This is a genomic window from Chryseobacterium sp. Chry.R1 (assembly GCF_039645525.1).
GTDB lineage: Bacteria > Bacteroidota > Bacteroidia > Flavobacteriales > Weeksellaceae > Chryseobacterium > Chryseobacterium proteolyticum.
Map to the genome: position 1 here is coordinate 4,798,375 of NZ_CP151793.1, position 15,279 is coordinate 4,813,653.

Sequence of the window (15,279 nt, forward strand, 5' to 3'; positions counted from 1 at the left end):
TTTTTGAACTGACCAAATGTTTTTGAAGAAAATTTTAAAGTTTTTTCTGTAACCTTAATCCCTCTCTAACACTTATCTCAATTTTACTCCGCGCTCCCTTAATTGGGACTGCAAAGATACAAACTTTTCTCAATTTTCAAAATAAATTATTATTTATTTTTTTAAATCTTCGTTTATAATTACCCTCTTCTGCGCTACCTACTATCTCTCGTTTTCAGTGGGGCAAAAGTATAAACTTTAATGATACCGGCCAAGCTTTTGATAAACTTTTTTAACATAATATCCATAACTTATTGACTACCGGAGCCAAAACTTTTAATTGGTATTGAGAAAATTAAAAATAATAAGACAATCCAGATTTCAGAATGTTTATAAAGTACTGTAAAAACAGAGACTGACTTAAAAAGCCAGTCTCTGTTTACATTATATATATATTAATAATGATGAATTATGTATTCATTCTCAAATGAGCCGTCATCATAAAATTTTAATATAGCATATCCCGGTGGTGTTTCCTGATAATAGAAAGGTTTCGCGGAACGCTTGTCTCCTTCCCCCCACCAAAATCCTGACATAGCTCCATTACAGAAATAATATACATCATTATACCATGCTCTGTCGAGGAGATGCTGATGACCACTAAGACAGCCTTTCACTTTATCTTTATGCTTATAAAACAAGTCTTTCAATGCATTATGGTCTTTATGCTGCCCTCCTTCCCAGGATCCTGTAACCGTAAGTATAGGATAATGCGACATAATTAATGCATATTCTCCCTGCGGAATATTTTCTAATTGTTGTTTCAGCCAGTTCATTTGTTCAGGATCCAGGGTAATACCAGAGTTATTGCCATCCAACATTATAAAATGCCATTTCTCTTTTTTAGTACTGTAATAACGCTTAGGCATTTTAAGTCTTTTGGCCGCATAGGGAACTCCATGCATTTCATCTGATTTTTCACCTGCCCACCAGATGTCGTGATTTCCGACGCAACTATACATATCATAGTCTGCAATTTCCTTCATACAGTTATCCCAGGCATTCCACTGGTCATATACTTCCTGACGGGTAGAGTTTTCCCGGTCCACAGCCATAATGGAGTCTCCTGTGTTAAGGAAGAAATCTACTTTCCTGTTTTTAATTTCTTTAAGACATTTTACAAACCTTTCCATTATTTTAGGATCTGCCGGTAAGTGTACGTCTGTAATGTGAGCTACCGTAAACAGCAGTTTCTTTTTTTTGTTTATATCTTCCTTCGGAGCTTGTGCCAGCAAGCTAGCTGCAGGTCCTCCCAGAAGTACCCCTGAAACGGCAAGCGGAATATTTGTCAAAAATTTTCTTCTTTTCATAGTCAATGCTTCTCTGATACCAGCATTCTATATAATTTTATCTTCAAAGACAATACAGCAAAAGTTCCATATACAGAATACTAATAATATTTCGGTGGACAAATTTGACTCAATATTTACAAATAAGAATTTCTTACATATTATAAAATTGTTAAGCTCCCATTAATTTTTTACTGCAGTGTTCAATAATGCAGAAAAAGCATAGCTTATATTTTTAATCAAAGGTTATGAAATAGTAAACCCCGAATTTCTTCGGGGTTTAATATGATTAGTATATTATATATTAATATCTAATGTCCAAAAATATCTTTTAAACTGACTTCTTTAAAACTCCCCATTTTATTGACAGCGTCCATATCAAGATTCTCTTTTTTGCCAAGAATAGCTGTATTAAAACGCAAGGGTTTTATTTCTGTCCGGTAAAATTCTTTTATCCCGTTAAAATCCAACTTTTGAATTTCCTCATACATATCTTTTCTGAAATCATGATTAATTCCGATTTTCTTTAATCTTAATGTATTAAAGAAAATGTTCGTTCTGGTAATTCTCGTAGAAGCGATCTGTTTCAGAGCTGTACTTTTTGCATTTTCAAATTGGATGGGCACTTCAGGGAGTTCATTCATCAGTTCAGACATCGTATCTACGGCAATCTGTAGCTTATCAGGCTGTGTCCCAATATATGTCGTTACATAATCCGGGTGTCCGGATTCTGAATTTGCAGCATAAGAAACGTATGCTGAATAGGCTAAGCTCTTGCTCTCCCGGATCTCCTGAAATACAATGGAAGACAATCCCCGTCCAAAATATTCGTTGAAAACGTTAATCTTACCTAAGTTAGCAGTATTGATATTGTGCCCTCTACCTATTTTGCTCATTTCAACCTGTACCATATCATAATTGATGAAATTCACTTTCCCATCGGTTTCAGGCTCGGGATACTTCTTAGGCTCCGGAATTTCAAGGCTTGAAACCTCAACATAATTGTCAATATACGTTTTGAAATTCTCCAGATTTTTTCCGTAGAAGAATATCTGATATGGAAACGCGAACATTCTTTTCATTCTGTCCGTAAATATTTCAACTTCACTGTTTTGAAGTTCCTCTTTAGAAATCACATCTGTAAACCTGGAAAATTCGCCCAACTTGGTGTAATTCGTTAGAGCTGTCATAATCCGGTTTTTATCTTTTTTCATCGCTTCACGGTTTTCAAGAACTGTTTCTACAAACTGTTTGTAGATTTCCTGATCCGGCTTTACTTTATACATCCAATGTTGAAGAAGGCTAATTCCTTTTTCAATGTTTTCCTCCAAACCGCTCAATGAAATCGTTAACTGATCATTGGTTGTTTTAAAATCATTACTCACACCAATTTTAAAGAACTCTTTCTTCAGATCTTCAGGAGCATAATCTTCAGTTCCCAAATACTGGAGCAGCTGCGTTGATATTGCCAGATCACGATCATGATCACTTCCAAGTGGGAAAATGAAATAGACCTGTGCTATATCGTTATATTTGTTTTTGACAAAGCTAAGTTTCTTATCCTTAACCTGTCCGGTTATGATCTCTTTATCATAATCAATAAATTCAGGTTGAATATCTTCCGTTTTTTCCGCTAAAATCTGTTTTAAAAATTCCGATTGAGCATCTCTGTTAATCTTAATCGGTGTAATTCCGGGGTTTTCAACCCTGATCAGCTTGTCATTAACTCCTTTTTCCTTATTTATCAGAACATAATTGTCCTTAAAAAAATCATTGGCAAAATGAATAACATCCTGTTTTGTGAATGAAGCATATACATCCATTTCATTAAGCTCCTCTTCCCAGGTTCTTCCTTTTATATAGGTATCATAGAGATTGGTAGCCAAACCATCAGCGGTTTCAAGAGCCTTCATTCTCTGAAGTTTGAAATCATTGATGATGGCAGGAAGCATCCAATCCGGAAATTCTCCTCTTTTGATCAGTTCTATCTGCTCCAAAACCATATCCTTTGCATCTTTCAAAGATTGGGTTTCTTTAGGAACAGCCACAATTGAAAAATATCCATATTGCTTTAATCCTACTGAAAATGCCTGTGCCCATAACATCCGTTGGGTCTGATTAATATTAAGGTCTAGTAATCCGGCTTCTCCCCTGTTACTCATAATATTTGCAGTAATATCTGCCAACATAGCTTCCCGGGTTCCATAGCTATCCGTTCTCCAGGCCATCTGAACCCTCGGTGTGGTCGGACTTTTTACAGTTCTTTCTACAATTCCCCGGAGAGGCTGTTCTACCACCGGAGTTTTCTTTGGTAATTCTTTATAAGGAATCGTTCCGAAATATTGATCTATAAGCTGAATCGTACGTTCATAGTCAAGATCACCAACCATGACCATGGCATAGTTATTAGGAACATAATACTCATCGAAATATTTGTGAATCGCCTTCATGGAAGGATTTTTCAAATGTTCGGCTTTTCCCAGAGTTGTTTGTTGGCCATTGGCATGGGTAGGAAAAAGAGCATCCATCAGTTCATAATTTACTAACCTAGAGTCATTATCCTGCGCCCGGTTAAATTCTTCGTATACTGATTCCAGCTCGGTATGAAAAAGGCGTAACACAATTTCTGAAAATCGCTCTTTTTCAACTTTCAGCCATTTCTCAAGCTCGTTACTGGGAATGTTGTTTTTATAAACCGTCTCATCAAACCACGTATGCGCATTAGTTCCGCTTGCTCCCAATGATGAGATCACTTTATCATATTCATTCGCTATAGCATATTGACTGGCGTCCTGGGATACCTCATCTATTTTTTTATAGATTTCTTTCTTCTTTTCAGGATCTGCCTCTGCCTTATGTTGTTCGTACAATTCTGAAATCTGATCTAACAAAACCTTTTCTTTTTCCCAGTTTTGGGTTCCGATTCCTGAGGTTCCTTTAAACATCATATGCTCCAGATAATGGGCAAGCCCTGTATTATCAGAAGGGTCATTGTTGCTTCCGGTTCTTACGGGAATATAGGTCTGAATCCTTGGTGAATCAAAATTCTGGGCAAGAAATACTTTTAATCCGTTTTTAAGGGTATAGATTCTGACTCCGTTTTCATCGTGAGTAATGGTTATATATTCGTAGTTGTTTTTATCAGTATGAATTGTTTCCTTGTATCTTTTGTCCGTCATATGTAAATTCATTTTCATTCATTAAAATAGAATGCTTTACAAATGTAAGGAATACTAAAAAAGCATATTACTTTTATAATTATTACATCTATGATGACAATTCAAAAAGTGGAATTGCTGAATTGCCAATTTACCGAATTGAAAAGGCGATTTATTACCCACCAGGATCATATGGTACTTTATCCAATAGTACATTTTACAATAAATAAAATCTCTCACATTCGGTTTGTATCTGTAAGTTTGATTAAGTTTGCATCAGGTTTTACCTAAAATTTATACCATGTCCGGAAATATTCTGATCATCGATGATGAGCTTAAACTTCTCAAACTTTTGGGAATGATTCTTTCTCAGGAAGATTTTAATGTTAAAGAAGCGTCTACTGCCCGTTCTGCCATGACGATGCTTGAGCAATACGAATTTGATGTTGTTTTAAGCGATGTCCGGCTTCCGGATGCATTTGGAGTTGAGCTTGTAAAATCCATTAAAACAAAATATCCGCATCAGGAAGTTATTCTTATGACTGCCTTCGGAAATATTACGGATGCTGTTCAGGCAATGAAAAACGGTGCCTACGATTACCTGGTAAAAGGGGATGATAATGATAAAATTATTCCTTTGGTGTATAAAGCACTGGATAAAGTAAAGGATAATAAATCTAAAATTGTCCAGAAGAAGGATTCACAAAAAGGATTTAATCAGATCATCGGTCATTCACCTGCCATCCTGGAGGCTAAAAAATTAGCGGAAAGGGTTGCTCTAACGGATGCTACGGTACTTTTAACAGGGGAAACCGGAACAGGAAAGGAAGTCTTTGCCAACGCTATCCATGAAGGAAGTGAGAGAAAGAAAAATAATTTTGTTGCCATCAACTGTTCTGCATTCAGCAAAGAAATTCTTGAAAGCGAACTTTTTGGCCATAAACAAGGTTCATTTACGGGAGCGGTAAAAGACAAAAAGGGTTTGGTAGAAGAAGCTAATGGCGGGACTTTATTTTTAGATGAAATCGGAGAAATGCCTATGGAACTTCAAGCTAAATTACTCCGTGTTCTTGAAACCCATGAATTCATTAAAATGGGTGAAACCAAGGTTTCGAAGTCAGATTTCAGGTTGATCGCTGCTACAAACAGAAACCTGGAAGAAGAAATAAAACAAGGAAACTTTAGAGAAGATCTGTATTTCAGGTTGAATGTCTTTGAGATTAGCCTTCCTCCTCTTCGTGAAAGGAAGGAAGACTTAAAAATTCTTGCAAAGAATTTTATTGATATGTTCTCTCATAAATTGCACCTCAGCGCTGTACAGGTGTCTCCGAGTACTATAAAACACTGGAAAAAAATGACTGGAAAGGGAACATCCGCGAATTGCGAAATACGGTAGAAAGAAGTTTGATATTAATGAACGAGAATATTCTGAATGCTGAGAGCCTTCCGCACTACTCAGAAAAAGTGACCGGTGATAAGGATTCTTTAAGCATCCGTTCCCTAGAAAAAGAACATATACAAAAAGTTTTACATTATACTAAAGGAAACAAAGCCGAGGCTGCAAGACTTCTGGAAATCGGTATTGCCACATTATACCGCAAGCTGGAAGAATACGGATTACGATAAAAACGAGCCTATCATTTTAATAAAGAGCCTATCATTTTGATAGGCTTTTTTGTTTTCAACACCTTTTCAAAACACCAATAAAACACTGTAATACAAAACATTAAAATAAAAAACAAAAGAATGGATTCTTTTTTGGCATTAAGGATAACATAATAAATATTTTAAAATGACTATTTCAAAAAAAACATTCAAAACACGGCGTCATTCGAAGTTCAGCTTCCTGATCGTGTCTTATGTACTGTTTACCCTTTTAACCTTAATTATGATAAGATGATGTTGATAATTTTATTAGTCCTGAGCGCCATTTTATTTTGGCTATTGTATAAGTCCGTTGAATTTTTTGATAAAATATAAAGCTATGTGGAGTTTGTTTTTTCTTTCAATACTGGCCTTCGTGTATATCTGCTATGTTCTTATAAAACCAGAAAAATTTTAATCTATCATGAACACAGAAATTTTAGGCATCATAGCGATGTTTGTTATCACATTGGTAATAGGAATATTTTTAGGAAAATATATTGCTAATGTTTATGGCCATAAAAAAACCTTTTTGGATCCTGTTTTCCAGCCCATTGAAAAATTAATTTATAAAATATCCGGAATTAACCCTAACCGTCAAATGACATGGAAGCAAAATATGTTTGCCATGTTGAGTATCAATCTGGTTTGGTTGATTATTGGATTTTTCATTTTACTCAATCAATCCTGGCTTCCTTTAAATCCCGACGGAAACCCTAATATGTCTCCCGATCTTGCTTTTAATACGGCAATATCATTTTTAGTCAACTGTAACCTTCAGCATTATTCAGGAAACGGAGTCAGTTATTTAAGCCAGCTGTATTTAATGTTTCTTCAATTTGTAACTGCTGCAACCGGAATGGCTGCTATGGCTGTACTTTTCAAAGCATTTAAAGAAAAGACAACAACAGAATTGGGAAACTTTTTTGATTTTTTTACTAAATCCATGATCAGAATCCTGATCCCAATAAGTATTATTGTTGCTCTGATTCTTTCTGCCAACGGAAGTCCGATGACTTTTGAAGGAAAAGATCACATCACTACTCTGGAAGGACAAAAAGTTGATATCTCCAGGGGACCCGCCGCGGCTTTTATTGCCATCAAGCATTTGGGAACGAATGGTGGGGCTTCTTTGGAACCAATTCGGCACATCCTCTTGAAAATCCTAATTACTTAACTAATATGACAGAAATGGTCACTCAGATGATCATTCCATTCCTTTGGTATTCGCATTGGGGTTCTATTTAAAAAAGAAAAGACTTTCATGGACGATATTTTCTGTAATGACCATAGGCTTTCTGGCATTGGCCACTCTACCATCTTAAATGAAATCCATGGAAATCCACTGATCACACAGATGGGTGCCGATCATCAGTTAGGTGCAATGGAGGGCAAAGAAATACGTTTTGGAAGTGCTGCTTCGGGATATTGGAGTATTGCTACAACTGTTATTTCTACAGGCTCAGTCAATGCAATGCATGACAGTATGATGCCTCTTTCAGGAATGAATCAGCTTCTTGCCATGATGATCAACTGTTTTTACGGAGGTTGTGGTGTCGGAATTTTAAACTATTTCATTTTTATTATTCTGGCTGTATTCATTAGTGGATTAATGGTGGGAAGAACACCCGAGTTTTTGGGTAAAAAAATCGAAGCCAAAGAAATGAAAATTGCAATGATTGTGGCTTTATTTCACCCGTTTTTAATTCTTGTGGGAACAGCATTAACGGCTTATTTCCCTGAGTTCGGAGCCAAAACGCTGAATAACCCGGGATTCCATGGCTTCAGTGAAATGCTATATGAATTCACTTCTTCATCTGCCAACAATGGATCAGGGTTTGAAGGATTAGGCGATAATACTCCATGGTGGAATATCTCTACAGGAATCGTACTGCTGCTTTCAAGGTTTATACCTATTATCGGTCCTATCGCTATTGCAGGATACCTGGCTCAGAAGAAATATATCCCTGAAAGTGCCGGTACTTTAAAAACAGATACTGCAACTTTCGGATTTATGACTCTCGCGGTGATACTTCTGATAGCAGCATTATCTTTCTTCCCTGCATTGACACTGGGACCTATTGCAGAACAAATCCAGTATTTTTCTAAATAAACGTGAACACTACCAAGTAAAAATCAACAGGACCATTAAGGATCTGAAATCAAGGAAATTCAAACTAGTCTGATATCATAGAAACATTCACTTGAATAATATTATCCATACCTCACCTTATTATTTTAACCACCTTAATGGTTCCTCTTGATTAACAATTATATAATTCTTTTCAACAATGAAAAATCAATCACAAACATTATTTCAAAAGATTTGGTCAATGAGGCTATCAAACAGTCTTTCGTAAAACTAAATCCGAAAATTATGTTTAAAAATCCAGTGATGTTTCTGGTAGAAGTCGGAACCGTCGTTATGCTCATCGTAAGCTTATTCAGCTTAACGGGTGATAAAACACAGGGTAGCTTCTTATATAATTTTTAGTATTTATCATTTTATTCTTCACTGTATTGTTTGCCAACTTTGCTGAAGCCATTGCTGAGGCAAGAGGAAAAGCCCAGGCTGATACCCTTCGAAAAACACGTGAAGAAACTCCTGCTAAATTAATTGTTGACAACAAGCCCGGATTTCAGGTAGACACTACATTAAAAATGTCTGCTGAAATGAAGTTGGGAGATATCTTCCTTTGTGAAGCGGGTGATCAGATTCCTATGGATGGTGAAATCATCGAAGGGCTCGCAACAATTGATGAGTCAGCCATTACTGGGGAAAGTGCCCCGGTCATTCGTGAAGCAGGTGGTGATAAAAGCTCTGTAACCGGAGGTACCAAAGTACTTTCAGACCGTATCAAAGTGAAAGTAACCACAAAACCCGGTGAATCTTTTCTTGATAAAATGATTGCCCTTGTTGAGGGTGCATCCAGACAAAAAACACCTAATGAAATCGCATTAACCATACTTTTAGCCGGGTTCACCCTTACTTTTATAATCGTTACCCTTACTTTAAAACCCTTTGCAGACTATGCGCAAACCCCAATTACTATTGCGGCATTTATATCCCTTTTCGTTTGTTTGATCCCGACAACAATTGGAGGTTTGCTTTCTGCAATCGGTATCGCCGGGATGGACCGAGCTTTAAGAGCGAATGTGATTACCAAAAGTGGTAAAGCTGTAGAAACAGCCGGAGATATTGACGTTCTGCTTCTGGATAAAACAGGTACCATCACCATTGGGAACCGTAAAGCAACCCAGTTTCATCCTGCCAATAACATACAACTTGATGAGTTTATTAAAGCGGCAGCTTTAAGTTCTGTAGCGGATGAAACACCGGAAGGAAATCAATTATTGAGCTGAGTGAACTACAGCCTCAGGACCTGATTGTCTCCAGCCCTACTTATATCGATTTTACGGCCGAGACAAGGACGTCAGGGATTGATTTCGAAGATACACGTATCCGAAAAGGAGCTTACGATACGATTAAAAAATTAACTGAAAAAGCAGGAAATATCTTTCCTCAGGAAACTCAGGATGCAACCACTAAAATTTCTGAAAACGGAGGAACTCCGTTGGTGGTGTCGGTTAACGAGAAAGTATGGGGAGTAATTGAACTACAGGATATCATTAAAACAGGAATCCAGGAACGTTTTCAGCGTTTAAGAAAAATGGGTGTAAAAACCGTAATGGTAACCGGAGATAATCCTTTAACGGCCAAGTTTATTGCAGAAAAGGCAGGTGTTGATGATTTTATCGCTGAAGCTAAACCTGAGGATAAAATGAACTACATCAAAAAAGAACAGCAGTCCGGAAAACTGGTTGCGATGATGGGAGATGGAACGAATGATGCACCGGCTTTAGCTCAGGCAGATGTAGGTGTTGCCATGAACAGTGGGACACAAGCAGCGAAAGAAGCGGGAAACATGGTAGATCTTGATAATGACCCTACGAAGCTGATTGAAATTGTAGAGATCGGAAAACAATTATTAATGACCCGTGGAACCCTTACCACTTTCAGTATTGCGAATGACGTTGCTAAATATTTTGCCATCATCCCGGCTTTGTTTATCACTTTTATTCCAGCTCTTCAGAAGTTGAATATCATGAATCTTCATAGCCCTGAATCTGCGATATTATCTGCGATCATTTTCAATGCGGTTATCATTCCTGCACTAATTCCATTGGCATTGAAAGGTGTGACTTATAAACCTATTGGCGCAAGCGCTTTGCTCAGAAGAAATCTTTTGATCTATGGTTTAGGAGGTGTTATTGTTCCATTCATCGGAATAAAACTTATTGATTTATTCATCAGTTTATTCTTTTAAAATTTAAAACAATGAAAATTTATTTTATTTCAGCATTAAAATTAACATTCGTCATGCTGGTTTGTACGGGCTTTTATTTACTTTTTGTATTGATAGGTTCAAAATTACTTCCTACACAGGGAAATGCAGAAACCATTACTTATCGGGACCAGAAATTCTATGCTAATATAGGACAGGAGTTCAAGTCGCCAAAATATTTTCACAGCCGTCCATCCGCAGCTAATTATAATGCAGCGGGGAGCGCCGGAAGCAATAAAGGCCCAAGTAATAAGGAGTATCTGGAAACAGTTCAAAAGAGAATCGATACTTTAAAAATGCAGAATCCTGAAATGAAAGATACAGAAGTACCTGTAGAGCTTGTTACCGCCAGTGGAAGCGGGTTGGATCCTGATATTTCAGAAGCAGGAGCTCTTTACCAGATAAAAGAGTGGCAAAAGAAAGAAATCTTTCTGAGGCCAGAATTGAAAGTCTTGTTAAAACAAATACTGAAAAACCCCTATTGGGAATTTTTGGACCTTCAAAAGTCAACGTACTGAAGCTTAACATTGCTTTAGATAAATTACAATAGAAACAGATCTCCTTTACATTAAAATTTAGTAATCAAAAGAGAACCTCAGCTTATAATGAATTCTGTAATCTAAAATTCTAACTAAACGGATATCAAAGTTTCCCATTACGAAAAGATTTCGTTTCTATATCATAAAAATATTCCTACCGTTTACAGAATTCATTTTTTTAACCCCTTTTATAGTGGAAAGCCTTTTCCACCATTACTTCAACACATTATTATCAATATTTATAATGAAATCAAAAACTTTTCATGCAGCATGTTTCTTAGGACTTACTGCTTTGAGCCAAATCAACGGCCAGGAAATAAAAAAAGATTCCCTTCTTGGCAAACCCAAAGATTCATTAATCACAAAAATGGAATCCAGAATTCCTTTTGATGGATATGACCTGACGTGGATCAACGGTCAGAATCGTCAAACCGATTTTCCTTTAACCCTAAAAGACAAAGATGGAGAAACTATACTTACAGGTGTAACCTATGTGGACGCTTATTACAATTATGATTTTAACCGCCCAAAAGATAACACACACACTATTTCCTCAGCTATAGGACGTTCTAATGAAGTGACCATTAATATGGCTAGTATTGGTTTAGAGACCAATTATAAGAATGTAATCGGTCGTTTATGGTTACAGTACGGACAAATGGGCTCTATCGTTCAGGATCTTGATGGAACTGTAAATCACGGTAAAAATACGAGCGTAGGTAATTTAAAATATATCCGTGAAGCAGCAGCAGGTTATCACTTTAATGTAATGCACGGCTTGAATGTGGAAGCCGGAATTTTCATGAGCTATATCGGTTTGGAAAGTTATGTACTGGGAGAAAACTGGAACTACCAGAGAAGTTTGGTGTGCGATTTTACCCCTTTCTATTTTCAGGGAGCAAGAATTCAGGCTTATCCTTCAAAAAATTCAAAACTGAGATCTGGGTTCTCAATGGATGGCAAACTTACAATTCCTGGAATACGGGTCTTGGTTTAGGGGTTTCCAATTATTATCGTCCTACAGAGAATCTACAGCTGGTAGCTAATTTTTATCTTAACGGAAAAGATACAAGAAACAACCCTGGAGTTCGCCGTTTTCACCACGACCACAGTATTGTAGCCAGATACTATAAAAATAAAGAAAGCAAAGGCTTATCACAGGCAGCATTCAGTATCAATAACCATTACGGGTTTCAAAGTGGAGGCGGTATAAAGGCCAGGGACAATTATATGATTGGTACTTCCGTTGCTAACAGACTCTGGTTTCATAATAATAAAATTGCTTTAACTTTAAGAGCGGACGCGGTTTCGAATCCGGGAGCTTATTTAGCGTTTTCACCTTCTCCTGTTGCTCAGAATGATTTCAACGATGCAATTGCATCAGGAGAAAAACTTAAAATGTTTCAGGGAACAGCAACAGTAGATATCATGCCTAATCAGTTTGTGACCTTCAGATTAGAATATGGCTTCAGAAAAAGCAATATCCCCTATTTTGCCGGAAGAGAAGGAACAACCAGTCCGGATGGATGGATAGATACTCCTATAGAATCATGGAGACCGGATCTGAGAAAGTCTGACAGCAGATTTACACTCGCTGTAATGTTCAGATTGTAATAATATCATTTAACTATTAAAATCACATGAAAAAATATATTGTTGTTGGAATACTATTAGGAATTTTTTTTCCGAAAGCACAATCTTCAGATTCAATGAAACTGAGTCCTAAAGTAAAATTTTCTGCTTATGCAGAACTGTTTTACACTTATGATTTCAATGAACCCAGTAATCATCTTCGCCAAAATTTCTTGTATTCCTACAACAGACATAACGAAGTAAATCTTAACTTAGGTTTGATAAAAGCTTCTTATGAAAGTGAACAGCTTCGTGCCAACTTTGCTTTAATGGCAGGAACTTATGCCCAGGATAATATGGCTGCAGAGCAAAATGCACTTCGCTATGTAAATGAAGCTAATATTGGTATTAAAGTTTCAAAAACGAAAAACCTCTGGATTGATGCCGGCATAATGCCATCACATATTGGTTGGGAAAGTGCTATAGGAAAAGATAATATGAATTTAACCAGAAGTTTCGCTGCTGAAAATTCTCCTTATTTTGAAACCGGTGCCAAATTATCTTATACCTCTGACAACGGAAAATGGTTTTTAAGCGGACTCGTATTGAACGGATGGCAGCGTATTGCAAAACCAGAGGGAAACCAAACGATTTCTTTCGGACATCAGGTAACCTATAAACCCAATGATAAAATTACCCTCAACAGCAGTTCTTTTATTGGAAATGATAAAGCAAAAGAGGATAAAAGAATGCGTTATTTCCATGATTTGTATGGAAGTTTTCAATTAACGGAAGCATTTTCAGCAGTGTTGGGGTTTGATATTGGTGCTGAACAGAAATCAAAAGGCAGTGACCAGTATAATGTGTGGTATAGCCCCAACATATTGATGAAATACCAACTGGATAATCGATGGGCTGTTGCAGGAAGACTTGAATATTATAATGATAAAAACGGAGTGATCATAAGCACTAAAACACCTAACGGATTTCAAACGTTCGGATATTCTCTGAACATCGATTATGCTATTTTAAAGAATGTTATATTTCGTACCGAGGCAAGAGGATTTAGCTCTAAAGACGCGATCTTTGCAAAAGGTGACGATATGAAGCAGGGAAATTTTTCATTACAACCAGCCTTTCGGTCTGGTTTTAATAACCCATGAAGCGATATAAAAATTGTTAAAAGTTAAACTCAAAAGAATAAAATCAATGTCATCAGCAATACAATTTTTAGAACTGATCCAGAAATCCAAAAAAGGGAAATTCAAGATCTACATTGGAATGAGTGCAGGTGTGGGAAAAACCTTCCGAATGCTTCAGGAAGCTCATGCCCTGTTACGAAATGGTATTGATGTAAAGATTGGTTATATTGAGACCCACGGTCGGGAAGAAACAGTGGCATTGGTTGATGGCATTCCTGAAATAGCAAGAAGATCTGTCTTCTACAAGGGTAAAAATCTTGAAGAAATGGATCTTCAGGCTATTATTAATGAGCATCCGGAGGTAGTTCTTGTCGATGAGCTGGCTCATACAAATGTTGAAGGTTCAAAAAATAAGAAAAGATGGCAGGACGTCCTTGAAATTCTTGATAATGGGATCAATGTCATCAGCGCAATGAACATCCAGCATATTGAGAGCCTGAACGAAGAGGTAAAAAGATTACCGGTGTGGAGGTTACTGAACGTGTTCCGGATAAAGTTCTAGCCCTTGCTGATGAAGTTGTGAATATAGACCTAACGGCTGATGAGCTTCTCACGCGGTTGAAAGAAGGAAAGATCTATAAAAAAGATAAAATTCAGACAGCACTGAACAATTTCTTTCAAAGCGGACATATTCTTCAGCTCCGGGAACTTTCCTTAAAAGAAGTTGCTACCCACGTTGAACGAAAGGTAGAAACAGAAATTAAAACTGAAAACTTTAAGCCTATAAAATTCCTCGCCTGCATAAGCAGTAATGAGAAAATTGCCAAAAATATTATCCGGAAAACAGCACGTCTGGCAAGTTATTACAACAGTCCGTGGACAGTGTTATATGTACAGAAACCTTCGGAAAATCCGGAAAAAATAGCCCTAAATAAGCAACGATATTTAATTAATAATTTTAATTTAGCACAGGAAATGGGGGCTAAAGTAATCAGGATAAAGGAAAACAGCGTTCATAAAGGGATTCTGGATTATGTGATCCAGCATAATATTACAACGGTTTGCATTGGAAAACCACATTCTCATTTCTGGCAAAGAATTTCGGGATATAGCTGGATTTATACCTTAATGAACCGATTGAACGAACGACAGATAGACATTATCATTTTATCTTAAGAGTAATGAAACTTAAAACTAAACTCACATTAGGCGTTGGTCTTTTATTTTTACTGATCGTTTTACTGTCAGTGATCGGTTCTGTGTACATCAATAAACTAAAATCAGACACCGAGAAAATCCTTACAGCCAATTACAACAGCCTTGAGTATTCTAAAAATATGCTGATTGCCCTGGACAGAATGAGCACAGACAGCGTTGTTTCCGTCAGAGATTTTGAAAAAAATAATGCACTACAGGAACATAACCTTTCAGAAATCGGCGAAAAAGAAATCACTCAGAATCTGAAGATCCACTTCAGCAGTTATCTGAAGCAATCTGATTATAAAAAGAAAAGCTTATCCGTGAAGATTTAGTAAAGATCATGTCTCTGA

The 15,279-nt window shown here is 36.8% G+C and carries 4 protein-coding genes and 6 pseudogenes; 8 read left to right on the top strand and 2 right to left on the bottom strand.

Annotation, left to right across the window (positions count from 1 at the left end):
• Positions 1-434 precede the first annotated feature (434 nt).
• Together AAEU33_RS21340 and AAEU33_RS21345 are read right to left on the bottom strand one after the other, a co-directional pair.
• Entirely contained in the window at positions 435-1,349 is a 915-nt protein-coding gene (locus tag AAEU33_RS21340) for a metallophosphoesterase (protein ID WP_345990231.1), read from the bottom strand.
• Positions 1,350-1,639: 290 nt separating this feature from the next.
• The gene (locus AAEU33_RS21345; RefSeq protein ID WP_345990233.1) at positions 1,640-4,507 is read right to left on the bottom strand and encodes an insulinase family protein; all 2,868 of its coding nucleotides are present in this window, start codon (positions 4,505-4,507) and stop codon (positions 1,640-1,642) included.
• Between the two features lie 280 nt (positions 4,508-4,787).
• Here AAEU33_RS21345 and AAEU33_RS21350 point away from each other — a divergent pair.
• The 8 genes and pseudogenes from AAEU33_RS21350 to AAEU33_RS21385 all read left to right on the top strand — a co-directional run bounded on the left by AAEU33_RS21350 (position 4,788) and on the right by AAEU33_RS21385 (position 15,261).
• Positions 4,788-6,112 (top strand): annotated as a pseudogene (locus AAEU33_RS21350) (sigma-54 dependent transcriptional regulator).
• A gap of 442 nt (positions 6,113-6,554) precedes the next feature.
• Positions 6,555-8,243: pseudogene (gene kdpA / locus AAEU33_RS21355) on the top strand (potassium-transporting ATPase subunit KdpA).
• A 178-nt stretch (positions 8,244-8,421) separates the two neighbouring features.
• A pseudogene (kdpB, locus tag AAEU33_RS21360) lies at positions 8,422-10,458 on the top strand (potassium-transporting ATPase subunit KdpB).
• An 11-nt stretch (positions 10,459-10,469) separates the two neighbouring features.
• Positions 10,470-11,026 (top strand): annotated as a pseudogene (kdpC, locus tag AAEU33_RS21365) (potassium-transporting ATPase subunit KdpC).
• 233 nt (positions 11,027-11,259) lie between these two features.
• On the top strand, positions 11,260-12,012 hold the full coding sequence (locus AAEU33_RS21370) for an outer membrane beta-barrel protein (RefSeq protein ID WP_345990235.1): 753 nt from the start codon (positions 11,260-11,262) through the stop codon (positions 12,010-12,012).
• A gap of 643 nt (positions 12,013-12,655) precedes the next feature.
• Positions 12,656-13,740: pseudogene (locus AAEU33_RS21375) on the top strand (porin).
• Between the two features lie 56 nt (positions 13,741-13,796).
• A pseudogene (locus tag AAEU33_RS21380) lies at positions 13,797-14,905 on the top strand (sensor protein KdpD).
• Positions 14,906-14,910: 5 nt separating this feature from the next.
• The gene (locus tag AAEU33_RS21385) at positions 14,911-15,261 is read left to right on the top strand and encodes a hypothetical protein (protein ID WP_345990237.1); all 351 of its coding nucleotides are present in this window, start codon (positions 14,911-14,913) and stop codon (positions 15,259-15,261) included.
• Positions 15,262-15,279 lie beyond the last annotated feature (18 nt).